General features: G+C 71.8%; 18 protein-coding genes. 6 read left to right on the top strand and 12 right to left on the bottom strand.

The features are described from left to right. Nucleotides 1–151 precede the first annotated feature (151 nt). The 5 genes from sucD to gloB form a co-directional block, all read right to left on the bottom strand. Nucleotides 152–1,036 (bottom strand): succinate--CoA ligase subunit alpha, encoded by an 885-nt coding sequence (gene sucD, locus H288_RS0116715; RefSeq protein ID WP_010685286.1) that lies wholly within the window; start codon nt 1,034–1,036, stop codon nt 152–154. A 2-nt stretch (nt 1,037–1,038) separates the two neighbouring features. Then, entirely contained in the window at nt 1,039–2,235 is a 1,197-nt protein-coding gene (sucC, locus tag H288_RS0116710) for an ADP-forming succinate--CoA ligase subunit beta (RefSeq protein WP_020093726.1), read from the bottom strand. Nucleotides 2,236–2,348: 113 nt separating this feature from the next. Further along, nucleotides 2,349–3,311, bottom strand: coding sequence for a malate dehydrogenase (gene mdh, locus H288_RS0116705; protein WP_020093725.1), 963 nt, complete (start codon nt 3,309–3,311; stop codon nt 2,349–2,351). Between the two features lie 401 nt (nt 3,312–3,712). Next, the gene (locus H288_RS0116700) at nt 3,713–4,288 is read right to left on the bottom strand and encodes a TetR family transcriptional regulator (protein ID WP_012317921.1); all 576 of its coding nucleotides are present in this window, start codon (nt 4,286–4,288) and stop codon (nt 3,713–3,715) included. Between the two features lie 348 nt (nt 4,289–4,636). Beyond that, nucleotides 4,637–5,413, bottom strand: a complete 777-nt coding sequence (gene gloB / locus H288_RS0116695) for a hydroxyacylglutathione hydrolase (protein ID WP_020093724.1) — start codon at nt 5,411–5,413, stop codon at nt 4,637–4,639. 160 nt (nt 5,414–5,573) lie between these two features. On the opposite strand from gloB, the gene H288_RS0116690 reads away from it, so the two are divergent. The 4 genes from H288_RS0116690 to H288_RS0116675 all read left to right on the top strand — a co-directional run bounded on the left by H288_RS0116690 (nt 5,574) and on the right by H288_RS0116675 (nt 8,917). Further along, nucleotides 5,574–6,308, top strand: a complete 735-nt coding sequence (locus H288_RS0116690) for a methyltransferase domain-containing protein (protein ID WP_020093723.1) — start codon at nt 5,574–5,576, stop codon at nt 6,306–6,308. 5 nt (nt 6,309–6,313) lie between these two features. After that, on the top strand, nt 6,314–7,027 hold the full coding sequence (locus H288_RS0116685; protein ID WP_020093722.1) for a MarC family protein: 714 nt from the start codon (nt 6,314–6,316) through the stop codon (nt 7,025–7,027). A gap of 616 nt (nt 7,028–7,643) precedes the next feature. Continuing rightward, nucleotides 7,644–8,477, top strand: coding sequence for an ArsA-related P-loop ATPase (locus tag H288_RS0116680; protein ID WP_020093721.1), 834 nt, complete (start codon nt 7,644–7,646; stop codon nt 8,475–8,477). Then, on the top strand, nt 8,474–8,917 hold the full coding sequence (locus H288_RS0116675; protein WP_020093720.1) for a hypothetical protein: 444 nt from the start codon (nt 8,474–8,476) through the stop codon (nt 8,915–8,917). The genes H288_RS0116680 and H288_RS0116675 overlap by 4 nt, the downstream gene beginning before the upstream one ends. A gap of 22 nt (nt 8,918–8,939) precedes the next feature. Here the strand turns inward: H288_RS0116675 and pbpC are convergent, their stop codons facing one another. From pbpC to H288_RS0116655, 4 genes are all read right to left on the bottom strand, one after another. Beyond that, entirely contained in the window at nt 8,940–11,012 is a 2,073-nt protein-coding gene (gene pbpC, locus H288_RS0116670) for a penicillin-binding protein 1C (protein WP_234083025.1), read from the bottom strand. 139 nt (nt 11,013–11,151) lie between these two features. Further along, the gene (locus H288_RS0116665) at nt 11,152–11,367 is read right to left on the bottom strand and encodes a hypothetical protein (protein ID WP_020093718.1); all 216 of its coding nucleotides are present in this window, start codon (nt 11,365–11,367) and stop codon (nt 11,152–11,154) included. Nucleotides 11,368–11,521: 154 nt separating this feature from the next. Then, nucleotides 11,522–14,935, bottom strand: a complete 3,414-nt coding sequence (locus H288_RS0116660; RefSeq protein ID WP_020093717.1) for an acyl-[ACP]--phospholipid O-acyltransferase — start codon at nt 14,933–14,935, stop codon at nt 11,522–11,524. Between the two features lie 154 nt (nt 14,936–15,089). After that, nucleotides 15,090–15,359, bottom strand: a complete 270-nt coding sequence (locus tag H288_RS0116655) for a hypothetical protein (protein ID WP_020093716.1) — start codon at nt 15,357–15,359, stop codon at nt 15,090–15,092. Nucleotides 15,360–15,549: 190 nt separating this feature from the next. Between H288_RS0116655 and H288_RS0116650 the strand changes: the two genes are divergently transcribed. Both H288_RS0116650 and H288_RS0116645 read left to right on the top strand, forming a co-directional pair. Then, nucleotides 15,550–16,560, top strand: coding sequence for an SDR family oxidoreductase (locus H288_RS0116650; protein ID WP_020093715.1), 1,011 nt, complete (start codon nt 15,550–15,552; stop codon nt 16,558–16,560). 206 nt (nt 16,561–16,766) lie between these two features. Then, the gene (locus tag H288_RS0116645) at nt 16,767–17,642 is read left to right on the top strand and encodes an MBL fold metallo-hydrolase (RefSeq protein WP_020093714.1); all 876 of its coding nucleotides are present in this window, start codon (nt 16,767–16,769) and stop codon (nt 17,640–17,642) included. Here the strand turns inward: H288_RS0116645 and H288_RS0116640 are convergent. Genes H288_RS0116640 through nthA form a run of 3 tightly spaced genes read right to left on the bottom strand, consistent with a single transcriptional unit; the run spans nt 17,630 to nt 19,277 of the window. Then, nucleotides 17,630–17,953, bottom strand: coding sequence for a nitrile hydratase accessory protein (locus tag H288_RS0116640; protein WP_020093713.1), 324 nt, complete (start codon nt 17,951–17,953; stop codon nt 17,630–17,632). The two genes, H288_RS0116645 and H288_RS0116640, sit on opposite strands and share 13 nt — an antisense overlap. Continuing rightward, the gene (gene nthB / locus H288_RS0116635; protein WP_020093712.1) at nt 17,950–18,609 is read right to left on the bottom strand and encodes a nitrile hydratase subunit beta; all 660 of its coding nucleotides are present in this window, start codon (nt 18,607–18,609) and stop codon (nt 17,950–17,952) included. The genes H288_RS0116640 and nthB overlap by 4 nt, the downstream gene beginning before the upstream one ends. Then, entirely contained in the window at nt 18,606–19,277 is a 672-nt protein-coding gene (nthA, locus tag H288_RS0116630; RefSeq protein WP_020093711.1) for a nitrile hydratase subunit alpha, read from the bottom strand. Before nthA ends, nthB begins: the two co-directional genes overlap by 4 nt. Between the last annotated feature and the right edge of the window lie 22 nt (nt 19,278–19,299).

Here is a 19,299-nt window from a genome sequence, read left to right as displayed (position 1 = left end):
GGGCAGGCTCCCCTGCCCTCCGGGCTCCCCGTCAGCGCGGCGGAGCGCCCTCGAACCGAAACGGGGCGGGTGACCGCCCCGCTGAGATCGTCTGCACGCCCGATATGGGCGTCGCGGCCCTGCGATGGCCGCGACGCAGGCGCGCGGGCCTTTAGCCCTTCAGCACCTCGACGAGCGTCGAGCCCAGCCGGGCCGGCGACGGCGACACGCGGATGCCCGCGGCCTCCATGGCGGCGATCTTGTCCTCGGCGCCGCCCTTGCCGCCCGAGATGATCGCGCCGGCATGGCCCATGCGGCGGCCCGGAGGCGCCGTGCGGCCGGCGATGAAACCGACCATCGGCTTCTTGCGCCCGCGCTTGGCCTCGTCCTTGAGGAACTGCGCCGCCTCCTCCTCGGCCGAGCCGCCGATCTCGCCGATCATCACGATCGACTCGGTCTTCGGGTCGGCGAGGAACAGCTCCAGCACGTCGATGAACTCTGTGCCCTTCACCGGGTCGCCGCCGATGCCCACCGCCGTGGTCTGGCCGAGGCCGGCATTGGAGGTCTGGAACACCGCCTCGTAGGTCAGCGTGCCCGAGCGGGACACGATGCCGACCGAGCCGGGCCGGAAGATGTTGGCCGGCATGATGCCGATCTTCGACTCGCCGGCGGTGACGATGCCGGGGCAGTTCGGCCCGACGAGGCGCGACTTCGAGCCCGTCAGCGCCCGCTTCACCCGCACCATGTCGAGCACCGGGATGCCCTCCGTGATGCAGACGATCAGCGGCACCTCGGCGCTGATCGCCTCGCAGATCGCGTCGGCAGCGCCGGGCGGCGGCACGTAGACCACCGAGGCCTCGGCGCCGGTGGCCTCGCGCGCCTCCGCGACCGTGTCGAAGACCGGCAGGCCGAGATGGCTGGAGCCGCCCTTACCGGGGCTCGTGCCGCCGACCATCTTGGTGCCGTAGGCGATGGCCTGCTCGGAGTGGAAGGTCCCGTTCTTGCCGGTGAAGCCCTGGCAGATGACCTTGGTGTTGGCGTCGATCATCACCGACATGATCAGGCTCCCTTCACGGCGGCGACGATCTTCTGGGCGGCGTCGTCGAGGTCGTCCGCCGGGATGACGTTGAGGCCGGAATTGCGGATGATGGCCTTGCCCTGCTCGACGTTGGTGCCCTCGAGGCGCACCACCAGCGGCACCTGCAGGCCCACCGCCTTCACGGCCGCGATCACGCCGTTGGCGATCACGTCGCACTTCATGATCCCGCCGAAGATGTTGACGAGGATCCCCTTCACGTTCGGGTCGGCGGTGATGATCTTGAACGCCGCCGTGACCTTCTCCTCCGAGGCGCCGCCGCCGACATCGAGGAAGTTCGCCGGCTCCTCGCCGTAGAGCTTGATGATGTCGAGTGTCGCCATGGCGAGGCCGGCGCCGTTGACCATGCAGCCGATCGTGCCGTCGAGCGCGATGTAGGCGAGGTCGTACTTGGACGCCTCGATCTCCTTGGCGTCCTCCTCGGTCTCGTCGCGAAGCGCCATGATGTCCGCGTGCCGGTAGAGGGCGTTCGAATCGAAGGCCATCTTGGCGTCGAGGCACTTGAGGTGCCCGTCGGCGGTCAGCACCAGCGGGTTGATCTCCAGGAGGCTCATGTCCTTGGCCACGAAGGCCGCGTAGAGCTTCTCGGTCAGCGCGGCCGCTTCCTTGGCCTGGGCGCCCGACAGGCCCAGCGCCTTGGCGACGGCGCGGCCGTGGTGGGGCATCACGCCGGTGGCCGGGTCGACCGCGATCGTGTGGATCTTCTCGGGCGTGTCGTGGGCGACCGCCTCGATGTCCATGCCACCCTCGGTGGAGACCACGAAGGCGACGCCGCCCGTGGCGCGGTCGACCAGCATCGAGAGGTAGAACTCCTCGGCGATCTGGGCGCCTTCCTCGATGTAGAGGCGGTTGACCTGCTTGCCGGCCGGGCCGGTCTGGATGGTCACCAGCGTCTGGCCGAGCATCTCGCCGGCGAACTGCTTGACCTCGTCGATCGACTTGGTGACGCGCACGCCGCCCTTGGCGCCCTCGGGCGCGCCCTTGAAGGTGCCCTTGCCGCGGCCGCCCGCGTGGATCTGGCTCTTCACGACCCAGACGGGGCCGCCGAGCTCCTTGGCGGCGGCCTCGGCCTCCGACGGGTTGAAGATGGCCACGCCGCGGGAGACGGGCAGGCCGAACTCCTTCAGCACGGCCTTGGCCTGATATTCGTGGATATTCATCGGAGCCTCGTAAGGAGGAGCGAATAGGTGGCAGCGGGCGGCGCGTAGAGAAATCGAGTGATCGAGATTCGAATCTCCGACCCGCTACGCGCTGCCCGGTATCCGCTTACCGGTCAGGCGAGGCTGCTGTCGACGCCCTTGCAGGCCTCGATGAGTCCCGTCACCGAGGCGACCGACTTGTCGAACATGGTCTTCTCGGCCGCGTCGAAGGTCACCTCGAGCACGCGCTCCACGCCGTTGGCACCGATCACGATCGGCACGCCGATGAACATGCCCGTCACGCCGTACTGGCCGTCGAGGTAGGCGGCGCAGGGCAGGACCCGCTTCTTGTCGCGCAGGTAGCTCTCGGCCATGGCGATGGCGGAGGCGGCGGGCGCGTAGAAGGCCGAGCCGGTCTTGAGCAGGTTGACGATCTCGCCGCCGCCCTTGCGGGTGCGGTCGACCATGGCGTCGAGCTTCTCCTGGGTGGTCCAGCCGAGCTTGACGAGGTCGGTCAGCGGCACGCCCGCCACCGTCGAGTAGCGGGTCAGCGGCACCATGTCGTCGCCGTGGCCGCCGAGCACGAAGGCCGTGACGTCCTCCACCGACACCTTGAACTCCTCGGCGAGGAAGTGGCGGAAGCGCGCCGAATCCAGCACGCCGGCCATGCCGACGATCTTGTTGGTCGGGACGCCCGAGAACTTCTGCAGCGCCCACACCATGGCGTCGAGCGGGTTGGTGATGCAGATCACGAAGGCGTCCGGCGCGTGGGTCTTGATGCCCTCGCCGACGGCCTGCATGACCTTGAGGTTGATGCCGATCAGGTCGTCGCGGCTCATGCCGGGCTTGCGCGGCACGCCGGCGGTCACGATCACCACGTCGGCGCCCTTGATGGCGGCGTAGTCGCTGGCACCCGCGTAGGTCGCGTCGAAGCCCTCGACCGGGGCGGCCTCGGCGATGTCCAGCGCCTTGCCCTGCGGCACGCCGTCGACGATGTCGAACAGCACCACGTCCCCCAGATCCTTGAGGCCGGCCAGAAGGGCCAGGGTGCCGCCGATCTGGCCGGCGCCGATGAGCGCGATCTTGTTGCGAGCCATGTCGGATGTGTCTCCGCTGCGTTCGACTTCGGTGATGCGTTGCGCGAGGCCGGAGCCGCTCGTCCGTCAGGGTCCGAGGCCGGATTCGCCACTCTGAAATCTGCGCGGCTGTGTGGCCGAAAAGCACCGTGGCTTCAACCCGATGAGGGCCGCGCGGGCGGCGCGTCCGGGCCATCGGATCGCCCTCGAGCGTCCCGACGGTGCCTCCGAAACGTCAACGTCGCGAGTGTTTTAGGTGCAGTGCACCCTGGCGCGGGACGGCCGCGAAGCCGCGATGACAGATCTGGAATCCTGTCATTTCGGGTCGCGGCGGGCGGCGTGCGGCGCGGGAGGGCGCACGAAATACGAAGGCCCGGACGGTCTGTCCGGGCCTTCGAGAGAGCCTGTGGGTACGCGTAGGATCAGAGGATGCCGGAGCGCAGGACCCGCTGGATCGCGTGGATGACGGCCCCGAACCGGGCCTCGATCAGGTCGCGCGGCACCTCGGCATCGTGCTGGATCGCCAGCGGATGCGTGAAGCGGTAGCTCGCGTCGAAGATGTAGGCGATCGCCCGTTCCCGGTCCCGGGCCGAGAAGATCCCGGAGGTGATGCCCTCCTCGACCACGCGCTCGACGAGGCTGCGCAGCCGCACGCGGTGCCGCCGGGCGATCGGCCGTGCCGAGACGGTGGCGTCGAGATGGACCGCGAACAGGTTCGGCTCGTCGAACAGGGCGTCCCGCTGGACCGTCGCGAGGGCGGTCAGGAGGCGCTCGATCTTGTCGTCGGCGGGATCGGGCGCGTCGGCGATGCCGGCGAGCCGGGCTTCGACCTCGCGCAGCCAGCGGCCCGCCACCGCGTCGAGGAGCGCGTCCTTCGACGGGAAGTAGCGGTACACGTTCGCGTGCGTCATGCCGGCCTCGGCGGCGACGGCCACGACGGTCACGCGCTTGGGCCCGAGCCGCGAGAGGTGCTCGGTGGCGATCCCGAGGAGCCGCACGTCGGCCGCGACCGGCGCCCGCGGGCGGGCGGGACTGGCCGCCTCACCGCTCTCGCGGAGTGTGCCGGATTCGGCGTCGGCGACGGTGATCTTGGCCTTGGCGCTGAGCGCCTCCTCCTTGGACCCGTCGGACTCTGGCTTGAGGAAAGGAAGCGGAAGGCGGGAAGTGGACAGGTGGTAGGGCGAGACGGACCCCCATCATACCGGCTGAAGCGTCCCGGCGCTTCGCGTTGACGTTACGGCTTCCCCCCGGGAGCCCGGTTACCTGAGCGGATTAGGACCGCTTAAACACCCCTATGTGTCAGTTTGCCTTGAGAAGGCAACAAATTTTTCTCGTTATCACCTGCGTCAGAAGCGGTTCTTCCACGCCCGTAAGGCGACGAACACCGACTCGGGATCGCTTTCCGGCGGAAGGTCGACGGATCGCGCCAGGGCCGGCTGCCCGCTGCGCAGGAACGGGTTTGTCGCTCGCTCCGCACCCATGGTCGACGGGATGAGGAACCGCCCCTCCGCCTGGGCGCGCTCGGCCTCGGCGAGGCGCTTCCTCAGCTCCGGGTTGTCCGGATCGGCCGCCTGGGCGAAGCGCGCGTTGGAGAGTACGTAGTCGTGGCCGCTGAAGACCCGCGTCGCGTCGGGCAGGTCGTCGAAGCGCCGCAGGGAGCGGTAGAGGGTCTCGGGCGGGCTCTCCATCACGCGCCCGCAGCCGAGGGTGAACAGGGTGTCGCCGGCGCAGACGAGGCCGGCTTCCGCGAACCAGTAGGTCACGTGGTCGGCGCAGTGGCCCGGCGTCTCCCAGACCTGCGCCCCGAGGCTGCCGACCGTGACCGTGTCGCCCTCCCGCACGGTCACGTCCACCTGCGGGACCGCGTCGCCGGCCCTGGCGGGGGCGACCACACGGGCACCGGTCGCCCGCTTCACCTCCGGGATACCCTCGACATGGTCGGCGTGCCGGTGGGTCACGAGGATGTCGGTCAGCCGCCAGCCGGTCTCGTCGAGGGCCCGGAGGACCGGTCCGGCCTCCGGCACGTCGATCGCCGCGCAGGCGCCGGTCTGCGGATCGCGGATCAGCACGCCGATGTTGTCGCTGCGGCAGAGGAAGGTGCGAATCTCGGTCTCGGCGGCCATCGGACGGGGTCTCCCAAGAACGCGAACGGGCGCGAAGCGGCGCGAAATCTGTTGCCGTGAACAGGTGATGGTCCGGCGAGGTTCCTCCGGCGCTTGCCGCGCGGCGCGCGGCTCACCATTGGTTACGACGACCGTTCCGTCCGCGATCTCCTGTCCCTCCATGCGCCTCGACGTCAACGGCTTGCGGGCCTTCTACGCCAGCCCTCTGGGCCGCACGACGCACCGCGTGGTCGGCCGCGCGCTCCACGACTTCCTCGGCTCGGTCTCGGGGCTGCGCGTCCTCGGGATCGGCTACGCGACGCCGTATCTCGGGCCGGTCCACTGCATCGCCGAGCGCACCCTCGCCTTCATGCCGGCCTCGCAGGGCGTGGTGAACTGGCCGGGCACCGGGCGCTCCTGCGCGGCGCTCGCCGATCCCACCATGATGCCGCTGCCGGAGGCCGCCATCGACCGGGTCATCCTGGTCCACGCCCTCGAATCGGTGGAGAGCCCGACGGAGCTGCTGCAGGAGGTCTGGCGCACCCTGACACCGGGCGGTCGCATGATCCTCGTGGTGCCGAACCGCCGGGGCGTCTGGGCCCGCCGGGAGGCGACGCCCTTCGGCCACGGCCAGCCCTACAGCCGCTCGCAGCTCGGGCGGCTCATGCGCGACACGCTGTTCTCGCCGGTGAGCTGGGCCGAGACCCTGTACATGCCGCCGGCCCGCTCGCGCCTGATGCTGCGCACCGGGCCCGCCTGGGAGTGGATCGGCACCGGCCTGTCCCTGCCCTTCGCGGGCCTGCACGTGGTCGACGCGACGAAGCAGCTGTACCGGCCGGTGGCCGTCCAGCAGGTGCGGCGCGCCCGCCGCCTCGCGCCGGCCCGGGTGCTGGTGCCGGCCCCCTCCCCGGGTTGACCCCGATGAGCCTCGACTTCACCACCCAGCAGTTCCTGCTCGCCCTGTCCGCGCTGTTCTCGATCGTGAACCCGGTCGGGGGCGCCTTCATCTTCGCGCAGGTGGCGGGCGCCTTCAGCCACGCCGAGCGCGTGCTGCTGTCGCGCCGGATCGGCGTCTACGCCGCCCTGGTGATGCTCGGCGCCCTCTGGGCGGGCACGCCGATCCTGAACTTCTTCGGCGTCACCCTGGGTGCGCTGCGCATCGCCGGCGGCCTCGTGGTCATGTCGTCGGCCTGGACCCAGCTGAACCGGCCCGAGGCCCGGGAGGCGCGCAAGCAGGCCGAGGCCTCCGGGTCGGCGGGCCGCGGCCCGGCCCCCGCGGAGCCGCCGGGCGACCCGGCGCCCGGCCCCCTCTCCGACATCGCCTTCTTCCCCCTGACGCTCCCGTTCACCACCGGGCCGGGGACGATCGCGGTCGCCATCACCCTGGGGGCCAACCGGCCGGAGGCCTACGCGGAGCGCTTCGGTTTCTACATCGGCGTCACGCTGGCAGCCCTCGCGGTCGCCGCCACGGTCGCGGTTCTCTACGCCTCCGCCGACCGGGTCGTCGCCTTCATCGGCCCGGCCCGCGCCCGGGTGATGGGCCGCCTCTTCGCCTTCCTGCTCCTATGCGTCGGGACCCAGATCCTGGTGAACGGCATCATCGACGTGTTCGCGCCCCTCGCCGCGGCGCGGTGACGACCGGGTCACCGCCGACAGGGCCGGGCAAGGCCCGCATCCCAGGTGACCCGCGCGGATTCCGGCCGGCCGAATCGATCGAATTGCGGACGATGTCCGGGATGTTGTGTGTTCATCCAGATATAATAGTCGTACTTCGCTCATAATTGCATATTTTATAAATATAAATTTTCATTAACGATCTCATTCTAGAGCATTCGTCGAGAAGAGATCCGATTTTTCGAGGCTTGCGTCCTCCATAGGTCCGAGCATGATCATGCATGGCCCTCGGCCGCGGCGAGGAAGACTTGCGGCCGGAGCCGTCGGCGAAGCGGGTCCAGCAACGGAGTGCAGATCGTGGCGACGGACGTCATCGCGGAACCCGAGCGTCGGCCGTCCGCATCCGGGCCTCGAGCACGAGGCGGCCGCGCCTCTGGCGACCCGTGCACGACCGGATCCCGCGCGTGATGCGACCGGCATCCCGGGCGCGCCGTCGAGCCGGCGCGCGCCGCGTCCCGCCCACGCGGGCCGTGCGGCCCGGCCCGAGCCCGTGAACCCCCGAGATCCCGCAGCCCGGTGCCGCGCGCGGAGCGCGCGTCCGGCGGCCACCCCGCGCGTATCAGCAAGGAGACACCGCATGACCGACACGACGCAGAGCAAGGTTCCGGCCTGGTACAGCCCGGACGAGATCCAGGACATCCAGCGCGATCTCCTGGGCGCCGCCGCGAAGGTTCTCGTGCTCTGCCTCGGCGGCAAGGGCGGCGTCGGCAAGACGACCATCGCCCTCCAGGTGGCCGATCTCTGCGCGGAGGTCGGTCCGGTGCTGGCGATCGACACCGACCCGGCCAACCGGCACTTCCACACGGCGCTCATGCAGGAGACCACGCCCGGCAGCGACAACTTCGTCCCGCGCCGTCCCGGTATCACCGCCATCCGGCAGCGGCTGCGCGCCGAGGACAGCACGGGCCGCGTCGACCCGACCCTGTGCCAGGACCTGATCGAGCGCGTGACCGAGGCGGCCGAGCGCCTCGTCGTGGTCGACTTCCCGGCCGGCGACACCGAGACGACCCGTCGGTGCACCGAGATCATCGTGGAGAGCTGCCGGGAGGCGAATGTCCGCCTCGCCGTGGTCGTCGCGGCCGGCGCGGTGGATCCCACAGCCCTGGAGGTCCTGCGCGAGCTCCGGCCCATGCTGATCGAGTGCGACCGGGCGATCCTGGCGAAGAACACCGCCCAGGCGACCAATTTCGACTATCTCGAATCGTCCGACCTCGTGCGATCCCTGCGGAAGCAGTCGAACTTTCGCGTCATCGAGATCGAGCGGATCGGCGAGCGGCTGATCGAGGCCCTGCGGGTGCAGAACACGACCTGGCAGGCCTTGGCGAACAGCGCGCCGATGCGCCTGCGGGTCGAGGGCCGCCGCCTGCGGCGCAACTTTCACGCGGCGTGGCGGGATGCCCTCCGGCCGTGACCAACCTCGAGCGGTTCTACCGGTCGGTCCACGGCCGCGATCTCCAGCCCTGGGAGCGTCAGCTCGCCGTGCGGATCGCGGCCGCTCTCAACACCACGACGGACGACGACTTCGTCGTCCACCTGCTGCTGGTGTACATGTCCACCAACGCCATCACGAACATGTACAACGAGCTGGTGGCGGCGCGGAACGGTCTCGCCGAACACAACCGGGACCTCATTCAGGCGCTCACGGCCGATCTGCGGCGCAACCGGCTGATCGCCGCCGTGCTGCTCGGCGCGGCCGCGCTCGGCGTGCTCGTGAGCGTCGGGATCCTCTCCACCGTCCTCAGCCTGTCTTACGGGTCCGCGGCCAGCGCGACGCGCCTCGCCGCGGCGCTGGAATCCTGCGAGGCGCGCGGCCCGGCCGGCGCCCAGCGCGGCCTCGGGATCGGCCGCTGAGCCGAGGAAACCCGCCGTCGGCTCACTCGAGGCGGACGGACACGCTGTCGCTGGCGCCGGTCGCGTCCAGGACCGAGATCCGCGCGAAGCCCGCGCCCCCCGGGGCCCACTCGGCCTTCCGCCGCGGCGTCTGCACGACCGGCTGACCGTCGACCAGCCAGGTGAGCGGCGGCACGCCGCCCAGGGCCTTGAGGGCGAGACCCGGGCCGCCCGCCGCGGCGCCGTGCCGGTCCACCGCGAGGCCGAGATCGATCCGCGCCCCGTCCGGCGGATAGGCGATCCGCAGCGCCGGTCCCGCCGCCTCGGCCGCCTCGCGCCGCAGGTGCCGCAGCGGCGGCGGCAGGCCCGCCGTCCCGACCACCAGCGCGTCCCGCGGCTGGGGGACCGGCTCGGGCTCGATCCCGAGGCGCGCGAAGGCGTCGAACAGGATCGGCGCCGCGACGGTGCGGCCCACGAGCCCCGGCACCGCGGCGCCGTCCGGGCGCCCGGCCCAGACGACGATCGTCGCGTGGCGGTCGAAGCCGGCGGCCCAGGCGTCGCGGTACCCGTAGGAGGTGCCGGTCTTGTAGGCGATGCGGTTCGGCAGTGCGTTCTCCGGTGGCGGTGTCCCGCGCAGGATGTCGGCGACGTACCAAGACGCCACGGGCTCGGCGACGCGGTGCCGGGATTCGGCCGCGACCCCGTCGGCGCGGCGCAGCAGGTCCGGAACCGCGCCGCCGCGGGCGAGCCCCGCGTAGAGCCGGGCGAGGTCGGTGACCGTGATGCCGAGGCCGCCCAGCGCGACCGGCAGCCCCGGGGCCGCCTCCCGCGGGAGCTGGATCCCGGCCCCGGCGGCGCGCAGCCGGGCGATGAAGCGGGCGGGACCGACCGCGTCCATCAGCTCGACCGCCGGCACGTTCAGCGAGAGCTGCAGGGCCCGCCGGGCCGTGACCGTGCCCTGGAAGGTCAGGTCGAAATTCTCCGGCGCGTAGCTCGCCGAGAAGCGCGCCGGGCGATCCTCCAGCAGGGTCTCGGGATGCGCGAGACCGTCCGCGAAGGCCATGGCGTAGACGAAGGGCTTCAGCGCGGAGCCGGGCGAGCGCACCGCCAGGGTCATGTCGATGGCGCCGCGCCGGGCGGGGTCCAAGTAGCCGGCGCTGCCGACCTGAGCGAGCACCCGGCCGTCGCGGTTGTCGAGGACGAGGATCGCGGCCGAGAGGTCCGGGCCGGCGGCGGCGGCGCGCTCGGCCGCCAGGGTTTCCAGCCGCTCCTGCAGGCGCCCGTCGATCGCGAGGCGGATCGTGGCGGCACCGGGATCGGCCGCCACCGCCTCCTCGGCGGCGTGCGCCGCGAGCATCGGGAACGGCTTGCGCGTCGTCGGCACCGGCTCGGCCCGGGCGGCCTCGGCCTCCGCCGTCGTGAGGATGCCCCGCGCGACGGCCACCGCCAGGACCCGGTCGCGGGCGGCGCGGGCGCGCTCGGGGAACCTGTCCGGACGGCGGGTCTCAGGCGATTGCGGCAGGGCGACGAGCAGGGCCGCCTGCGCGGCGGTCAGCCGGACCGGCTCGCGCCCGAAATACGCGACGCTCGCCGCGCGCACGCCCTCCAGCGGGCCGCCGTAGGGGGCCAGCGCCAGGTAGAGGTCGAGCAGCCCGGCCTTGCCGAGGCGCCGCTCCAGCGCGACCGCCCGCACCATCTGGCGGAGCTTGGCCTCGAGCGACCGCTCGCGCCGCGGCTCGACGAGGCGCGCCACCTGCATCGACAGGGTGGAGGCGCCGGACACGATGCGGCCGCGCGTCAGCCACTGGCCGGCGGCGCGCAGCACCGCGGCCGGGTCGATGCCGGGATGCGCGGCGAAGCGGCGATCCTCGTAGGCGAGCAGCATCGCCCGGTAGCGCGGATCGACCGCCTCCGCGGTGACCGGCAGGCGCCAGCGCCCGTCCGCGGTCGCGAAGGGGCGCAGCAGCGTGCCGGACCGATCCAGCACCACCGTCGAGCGTGATTCGGCCGCGGCCAGGTCGAGGGGCGGTAGCGCGTCGGCGTAGCGCCAGAGCGCGGCAGTGCCGGCCCCCAGGAGGCCGAGACCGAGCGCCGTCGCCCCGAGCGCCGCGCGCAGGCCCCTCGCCCGCTTCCGGGGAGGCGCCGACGCGCGCGGATCCGACCCGTCGTGCGGCACGCATCCTCCCGGTCTCGGCTCCGACGGCGCAGGATCCCGTGTTCCCGCGCGCCCGGCAAGCCCCCGGCGGAGCCGGCCTCTAGGCCGTGCCGACGCCCCGCAGGTCCTCGAAGGCGGGTCGATCCGGCCGATTCATCCGGATCGGGAACGGCACGACGTTGGAGGGCATCGCGGCTGCCGGTGTCTCAGGGGGCTGCGCCGCCTTGCGCGCCTTGCCGGGCTTCGCCCAGCGCTCGATCCGCTTGAAGTAGGTCCGCCTCGCCAGCCAAGCCGGAACTCGCCTGCCCTTCCGCATGATCTGTCCCTCGCCGTTGCGTACCGAGTCCCCCTCAGACCCGCGCCCCGAACGCGTCAAGCGGTTCGAATCACGGCTGTATTCACGATACGAGCGGATCCCGGGGAGCACCGCATCCCCCGTTTGGGTGACGCGGGAGGCCCGGCCGCGACCGTCAGGCCGCCGCGTTCTCCTTCGCCCGCTCCAGCGCGAGCTTCGTGACGGCCACTTGGTCGACCTTGCCGGTGCCGAGCATCGGGATCGCGTCCAGCACCACCACCTCGGCGGGGATCGCGACGTCGGAGGCGCCGCGGCCCTTGGCGAAGCTCTGGTAGGCGGCCCGGGTCGCGCCCTTCTCCTGCGTGAACAGGATCAGCCGCTCGCCCTTGCGGGCGTCCGGCACCGCCGCCACCGCGCTCGGACGGTCGGGCCACAGTTCGGCGGCCAGCGTCTCGATGCCGGCGAGCGACACCATCTCGCCGGCGATCTTCGCGAAGCGCTTGGCCCGACCCTTGATGGTGACGAAGCCCATCGGGTCGATCGCCACGATGTCGCCGGTGTCGTGCCAGCCGCCCGGCGGCGGCTCCAGCACGCCGGGCTTCTCGGCGCGCAGGTAGCCCAGCATGATGTTCGGCCCGCGCAGGGACAGGCGGCCGCCCTCGTCGATCCCCGGCACCGGCTCGAGGCGGGTCTCGATGCCGGGCAGGATCCGCCCGACCGTGCCGAACCGGTTGAACATCGGCGTGTTGAGGGCGACAACCGGCCCGCACTCGGTGACGCCGTAGCCCTCCAGGATGCGCAGCCCGAACTTCTCCGCCCAGGTCTTCCGGGTGGTCTCCTTCACGGCCTCGGCGCCGGCCACGACGTAGCGCAGGGAGCGCAGGTCGTAGGAATGGGCCGACCGGGCGTAGCCCGTGAGGAACGTGTCGGTCCCGAACAGGACGGTGCTGTTCGAGCCGTAGATCAGCTCCGGCACGATCCGGTAGTGCAGCGGCGACGGATAGAGGTAGACCGGCACCCCCGAGACCAGGGGCAGGACCAGCCCGGCGGTGAGCCCGAAGGCGTGGAACACCGGCAGGACGTTGAACACCTTGTCCATCGGGCCGAAATCGATCCGGGCCGCCACCTGCGCCACGTTGGCGAGCATGCAGCGGTTGGCGAGCACCACGCCCTTCGGCGTGCCCTCGCTGCCCGAGGTGAACAGCACCGCCCCCGGATCCTCGCCGGCGCGCGCCACCAGGGGGCGGCGCGGCGCCAGGAGGCCGCGGATCTTGTCCCCCGTCGTGATGCCGGCCCGCACGTCCTCCAGGTAGATCAACTCGACCGAGCCGCGGATCGCCTCCACGAGCGACCCCAGCCGCCCCTTCTCGATGAAGGCCCGGGAGGTCAGGATCTTGCTGACCTCCGCGGCCCGGCAGGCCGAGAGCACGTTGGCGGGGCCAGCGGAGAAATTGATCATCGCCGGCACCCGGCCCGCGGAGGCGAGGGCGAACAGCGTCACCGCGGCGCCGTTGGCGTTCGGCAGCATGACGCCGATCCGGCCGCCCACGGGCGCCAGCGGCATCAGCTTGCGGCCGAGGATGTTGGCGCCCATCACGAGCCGGCTGTAGCTGAGGCGGCCGCCGACCGGATCCTCCAGGGCGTTGCGGCCCCAGCCGTGGCGCTCGCCCGCCTCGATCAGCGCCGCCATCAGGCCGCGGTCGATATCGGCGGTGCGGAACACGAGGTCCGACATGATCCCGTAGAGGGCGGCGCCCGCCGCCTGCCGCCGCGCCTTGCCCTTGAGCGCGGGGTCCACGGTCAGCCGCACCGGCGGCATCACCGTCACGGTCACCTTGGGCCACCAGCGGCGGCGCACCTGCCCGCGCGACAGCCGCGAGAAGACGGTGCGCTCCAGGCCGTCGAGCTTCACCGGGACGACCATCGCGCCCGACTTGTCGGCGATCAGCCCGGCGCCGTCGTAGACCTTCATCAGGCTGCCGGTGACCGTGAGCCGGCCCTCGGGGAAGATGATCAGGGTCTCGCCGCTCTTGACCGCGTTGATCAGCGTCCGGGTGGCGAGCGGCCGGGTCGGGTCGAGCGGCATCGCCTTGGTGATGCGCAGGAACGGGCGCACCCACCAGCGCTGCGCGATCCCGCTATCGATGGCGAAGACCGGCTCCTGCTCGAGGAGCGACAGCGCGAGCGGCGCGTCGAGGAACGAGACGTGGTTGAGGGCGATGATGGCGTTCGGGCCGGCCGCCGCGAGGTTGTCGAAGCCTCGGACCTCCAGCCGGTAGAAGGCCCGGAACAGGATCGACAGGAAATCGCGGAACGGGCTCGTCGGCAGGGTCGCGAACACGAGCGCGCCGACGATCAGGTTCAGCACCGCCACCACCGCGAGGAGGCTCGCGATCGTGAGGCCCGCGCCCTGCAGCGCCGCGAGCGCCAGGGTGCCGGCGACCATGAAGGCTGCCGTCATGACGTTGACCGCGCCGATGATCCGGGCGCGCATCGCCTTCTCGGCCCAGGCCTGCACGGCCGCGAAGGACGGGACGATGTAGAGGCCGCCGGAGATCGCGAGACCGAGGAAGTCGATCCCGGTGCGCAGGCCGTGGCCGGTCTGCAGGAAGCCGAGGGGGCCGATCGGCTCCGCGGGCGGCGCCGGCAGGTGGCCGACCGTCCAGGCGAGGTCGAGGCCGAACAGGCCCATCAGCACCGCGCCGACCGGCGTCGGCAGCAGCACGATCCGGCCGCTGGCGAGCCACGAGGCGAGGCCGGAGCCGACCGCGATGCCGATCGAGAACAGCGCCAGCAGCAGCGTGATCACCGTCTCGGTGCCGTTGAAGGCGCCGCGCACCAGTACCGGCAGCAGCGACAGCACCACCACGCCGACCAGCCAGAACCAGCTCACCGTGAGCGAGCCGCGCCACAGCCGCGTGTCGGCCCAGAGGTCGCGCAGCAGCGCGTAGGTCGAGCGGGCGACGTTCGGGTCGACGCGCAGGTCCGGGGCGCCCTCGCCGGTCGCCGGGATCATCCGGGCCGAGAGCCAGCACAGGACGGCGAAGCCCATCACCAGGACGCCGAACACGAGTCCCGAGCCGCCCATCGCCGAGGCCGCGCCGGCCGCGATCGTGCCGAGCAGGATCGCCAGGAAGGTCGCCGCCTCCACGAGGGCGTTGCCGGCGGGCAGCTCCTCGCGCCGGAGATGGTCTGGCAGGATCCCGTACTTGATCGGGCCGAACAGCGCCGCGATCGTGCCGAACAGGCCGAGCGCCACGAACAGAACCGGGATCGAGTGCAGGAGGAAGCCGAGCACGGCGGTGCCGGCCGCGAAGATCTCGGCGAACTTGAGCCGCCGCGCCATCAGCGCCTTGTCGTAGCGGTCGGCCCACTGGCCGCCGAGACCCGACAGGATGAAGAACGGCCCGATGAACACGGCGCTCGCGAGCGTCACAAGGACGCCGGCATGGGCGTCCGCCTGGCCGCCGATCCCGAACAGGATCAGGAAGGCGAGCGCGTTCTTCAGGAAATTGTCGTTGAACGCCGAGAAGAACTGGCACCAGAACAGCGGCGCGAAGCGCCGCGCAGACATCAGGGTACGGAACATGGCGATCTCTCGGTTCCGAACCTGACTGGCCCACGAGAGACCGTCAGGTCAAATCGGACCGAGGCGAACGCACAGGGATCGCGGGGGCCGCGCGGCCGGGCTGTGTGGACCGGCACGGCTCAACGCCGCCCGGCCGTGGATCCGCTCCCGCGCGTCAGGCCTTGTGGACGAGCCGGCCGCGCCGCGCGACGGCGGCCCCGGCATGCCGGGCGATGAAAGCGTGGAGGGAGGCGCCGAGATCGTAGGACCAGTACACGTGGGCCGCGAGCGTCGTGAACACGAGGAGCGCGGCCCCGACCGCGCAGGCCGGCACGAGCAGCAGGCCGGTCAGGACCATCCCGACGGCGGTCCGCTCGGCCAGGGACGCCTGCGGCCAGGGATCGATCGGGAGCGAGAAGAGGGAGAAGCGTCGTCCAGTGCGCATGGCTGCGACCCTCGATGGTTCGGCATGACGCGGTACAGGCAGTCAACAGCGGCCGCGGTCGGACGTTGCGTCCCGGTCCGCGAAATCGGCGTCGCGATCGGTATCCCCGTGACGTTCCGGCCCAATCGGGCGGCGCAACCGAGCGCGCTGCACCGTGTTGCCGGTTCGGTCTGTCGCGGATGAGGTCGGTATGGCACGGGTTGCGGTCGTTACGGGGGGCACGGCCGGAATCGGGCTCGCCACCGCGCATGAATTCGCCGCGCGCGGCTGGTCGGTCGCAGTGATCGCGCGGGATCCCGGCCGTCTCTCCGCGGCCGAGCGGGCGCTCGCCGCCTACGGCCAGCCGGTGCTGGCGATCGGCGCCGACGTCGCCGACCCGGAGGCCGTGGACGCGGCCGCCGAGCGGGTCGAGCGCGAGCTCGGCCCGATCCGCGCGTGGGTGAACAATGCCATGTCGACGGTGGTGAACCCGGCCGACCGAATCACCCCGGACGAGTACCGGCGGGTGACCGAGACCACCTATCTCAGCCAGGTCTACGGGACGCTCGCCGCCCTGCGTTACATGAAGCGGCGCGACCGCGGCGCGATCATCCAGGTCTCGTCGGGCCTCGCGATCCGGGCGGCGCCCCTGCAGGCGCCCTACTGCGCGGCCAAGTTCGCGGTCTCGGGCTTCACCGACGCCCTGCGCTGCGAGCTGCTGCACGACCGGGTCAATGTCAGCCTCAGCGTGATCTACCTGCCGGCGGTCAACACGCCGCAGTTCAACTGGGCGCGCAACCGCACCGGCCACCGCCAGTACGCGCCGGACCCGGTCTTCGACCCGCGGCTCTGCGCCGACGCGATCCTGTACGCGGTCGAGCACCCGCGCCGGGAGGTCTGGGTCGGCCGGTCCTCGGTGATGATGGCGGCCGCCCAGGCGCTGGCGCCGGCGCTCGCCGACCGCAAGGCCGCCTCCATGTGGTCGGCCCAGCTCTCCGACGAGACCATCCCCGAGATGGCGGGCAATCTCGAGGCCCCCGTGCCCGGCCCGGCCGGGATCGACGGGCGCTTCTCCGGTCGGACCAAGGCGAGCCGCGCCGAGTTCGTCACGAGCCGCACCCGCGACGTCGTGGTCGGCGGCCTCGTCGGCTTGGCCCTCGTCGGCCTCGCCGGCACCGTCCACGCCGCCCGGTCGGCGCGCCGCCTGCCCGGGCGGACCTGACGGCTGTAACCGACCGCGCCGCCTGTTACACCCGTTCCGGTTGATAGGCGTGCCGCCGTCTTTGCGAGCGGAGCGAAGCAATCCAGCCGGCGCTACGCTCCCCGGTGTCGCGCTGCCCTGTGTCGCTTCGCTGCGCTCGCGATGACGGAGAGGGCGGCTGAACCGGGGCCATCTTATAGACACTGCCCCGAGGAAGGTCCCAGACGATGCCCGGCTATCTGCCCTTCGCGGGCGCCCTGAAGCTGCCCGCCTACACCTGCGACAATTGCGGGTTCTGGCAGCGGCACTTCGAGGTGCCGGCCGCCTGCCCGATGTGCCTCGACGCCCGCCACGTCGTGCCGCAGGACGGCTGGCGCTTCCGCACCGCCCGCGAGGCGCAGGAGGCCTTTCCCTGCCACTGGCAGGAACTCGAGCCGGGCGTCTGGCGCTTCTGGAACGAGCCGGTCTCCGGCATCGGGCCGTCGGCCTATCTGATCCGGACCGAGCACGGAAACATGGGCTTCGAGGGCTGCCCGGTCTTCAGCGAGGCCGCCCTCGACCAGATCGAGCGGCTCGGCGGGATGGCTGTGCTCTCGGCCTCGCACCCGCATTCCTACGGGGCGCTGACGCAGCTCCAGGACCGGTTCGACCCGGAGCTGTGCCTGCCGGCGGCCGACTTCACGTGGAGCGCGGCGCTGCAAGTGAGCTGGCCCTACGACGATTTCCTCGAGCCGCTGCCGGGGCTGGAGCTGCACCGCACCGCCGGCCATTTCGATGGCCACGCGATCCTGTACGACCGTGGGCGAAAGATCTGCTTCTGCGGCGACGCCCTGAAGTTCGAGCTCGACCCGGCGGATTTCCGACGCGCCACCACGATCTCGGCCCACAAGGCCTTCGTGCGCGGGGTGCCGCTCACGCCGAGCGAGCTGCGCCGCTACCGCGACGTGTTCGAGCGCCTCGACTTCACCCAGACCTGGACGCCGTTCGAGCCCGCCCGCAATTGCGGGCGGGCCGAGGTTCTGGCCCTGCTCGACCAGTTGATGAGCGGCCGATCGCACGCCGCGCCGGTGCCGCTCGACAGCCTGCGGGCTCAGGGCCGGTAGAGCGGGTCGTTCTCCAGGCGGATCGGCTGGCCGTGGGGCGTGGCCTCCGCGGCCCGCAGGAAGGCCTCGGTCCGCGCCGCGACGCTCTCTGGCCCCGCCACGCCCCGCTCGGCCAGGAGCGCTTCCAGCGTCGCGAGCCACGCGCCGTAATCGGCCGCCTGCTCGGGGGCCTCGGTGGGGCGGATCTGGCGGCCGAGGCGGTCCGTCCATTCCGACCACGTGAACAGCCCGGATTCGCGCAGGGAGACCACCAGGGCGAAGACCTGCGCCTCCCAGGGCGCCGCGAAGGGGCTGGGCGACGGCGCGGTCACGCGGGGTCCAGGTACGGTTCGAAGGCCGCCACCGTGACGACTCCGCCCGGGTCGCCGCTCTCGCCCCACAGCTCCTGCGCGGTGAAGGCGACCGTGTAGAGCCAGGTCGGGTTCTCACCCGACCCGTAGGCGTTGGTGTCGGGGAAGACGTAGACCCCGTCGACGCGCACGATCCGGCCGCGCTTGCCGCGCACGTAACGGGGCAGCCGCGTGTGGCCGGTCGGGTGGCTGTTGCGCGCCAGGACGGCGTCGCCGACCGCGAAGCGCGCCGGGGCATCGGCGGCGCGGCTACTCGGGAAGCCGGCCCGGAAGCGCTGCTCCAGGCCCTCGCGGGCCAGGACCCGCGCGACGGGCTTGGCCTTCTCCGCGGATCGGCCGCTCGCCAGTTCGGCCGGCGTCACCAGCCCGGTGCCGACGACCTGCTTCTCCAGCGCCCTGAGCCAGATCTCGTAGTAGCTCGACGCGAGATATTCCGCCGGCGGCAGGGATTCGCGGTTGGCCCGGCTGCCGTCGAGGTTCCAGGCGCCCGTGTAGCCCATGGCCATGGCCAGAGCGAAGACGCGGCGCTCCCACGCGGCGTGGAAGACCGGCTCGTCCGGCTCCGGCACCACCGGCCCGAAGCCGTGCGCCCCGCCGAGATCCTGGGCTCCGTTCATACCGGCATCTCCGCGGGCGCGACCGGGATCGCCCTGGGCAGGCCCGTACCGATCATGGAATCGCGGGTGACGAGGGCGGCCAGGGCCTCCTCGGAGAAGCCCTCGGTCTCGGTCGGGCGCATCGGCAGGACCATGTAGCGGGTCTCGGCCGTCGAGTCCCAGACGGTGATGCGGGTGGTTTCCGGCAGCGTCACGCCGAACTCGGCGAGCACGCCGCGCGGGTCGATCACCGCCCGCGCCCGGTAAGGCGGCGCCTTGTACCAGACCGGGGGCAGGCCGAGCACCGGCCACGGGTAGCAGGAGCACAGGGTGCAGACGACGAGGTTGTGGATCTCCGGCGTGTTCTCGACGACCACCATGTGCTCGCCGCCGCGGCCGCCGATATCCAACTCGGCGATGGCCGGCGTGGCGTCAGCCAGGAGCCGCGCCCGGAAGGCGGGGTCGGTCCAGGCCCGGGCCACGACCCGGGCCCCCGCGTGGGGGCCGACCTTGGTCTCGTAGAGCTCGACCAGGGCATCGAGGGCCGCCGGGTCGACGTAGCCCTTCTCGGTCAGCAGCGATTCCAGGGCGCGCACCCGGGCCTCGACCGGCGACAGGTCGCTGCCGTGGTGATGATCGTGGTGGTGATCGTCGTGGCCATGCGCGTGCTGCGCGTGATCGTGGGTCATCCCGCTCTCCTGACGCTGCGCA

This window comes from Methylobacterium sp. 285MFTsu5.1 (assembly GCF_000383455.1).
Lineage (GTDB): Bacteria > Pseudomonadota > Alphaproteobacteria > Rhizobiales > Beijerinckiaceae > Methylobacterium.
This window is presented reverse-complemented; position numbering and strand designations above follow the sequence as displayed.

Coding starts and splice junctions, on each gene's coding strand:
- sucD (WP_010685286.1), bottom strand. CDS start 1,036: ATGTCGGTGATGATCGACGCCAACACCAAGGTCATCTGCCAGGGCTTC.
- sucC (WP_020093726.1), bottom strand. CDS start 2,235: ATGAATATCCACGAATATCAGGCCAAGGCCGTGCTGAAGGAGTTCGGC.
- mdh (WP_020093725.1), bottom strand. CDS start 3,311: ATGGCTCGCAACAAGATCGCGCTCATCGGCGCCGGCCAGATCGGCGGC.
- gloB (WP_020093724.1), bottom strand. CDS start 5,413: ATGGCCGCCGAGACCGAGATTCGCACCTTCCTCTGCCGCAGCGACAAC.
- H288_RS0116690 (WP_020093723.1), top strand. CDS start 5,574: ATGCGCCTCGACGTCAACGGCTTGCGGGCCTTCTACGCCAGCCCTCTG.
- H288_RS0116685 (WP_020093722.1), top strand. CDS start 6,314: ATGAGCCTCGACTTCACCACCCAGCAGTTCCTGCTCGCCCTGTCCGCG.
- H288_RS0116680 (WP_020093721.1), top strand. CDS start 7,644: ATGACCGACACGACGCAGAGCAAGGTTCCGGCCTGGTACAGCCCGGAC.
- H288_RS0116665 (WP_020093718.1), bottom strand. CDS start 11,367: ATGCGGAAGGGCAGGCGAGTTCCGGCTTGGCTGGCGAGGCGGACCTAC.
- H288_RS0116660 (WP_020093717.1), bottom strand. CDS start 14,935: ATGTTCCGTACCCTGATGTCTGCGCGGCGCTTCGCGCCGCTGTTCTGG.
- H288_RS0116655 (WP_020093716.1), bottom strand. CDS start 15,359: ATGCGCACTGGACGACGCTTCTCCCTCTTCTCGCTCCCGATCGATCCC.
- H288_RS0116650 (WP_020093715.1), top strand. CDS start 15,550: ATGGCACGGGTTGCGGTCGTTACGGGGGGCACGGCCGGAATCGGGCTC.
- H288_RS0116645 (WP_020093714.1), top strand. CDS start 16,767: ATGCCCGGCTATCTGCCCTTCGCGGGCGCCCTGAAGCTGCCCGCCTAC.
- nthB (WP_020093712.1), bottom strand. CDS start 18,609: ATGAACGGAGCCCAGGATCTCGGCGGGGCGCACGGCTTCGGGCCGGTG.
- nthA (WP_020093711.1), bottom strand. CDS start 19,277: ATGACCCACGATCACGCGCAGCACGCGCATGGCCACGACGATCACCAC.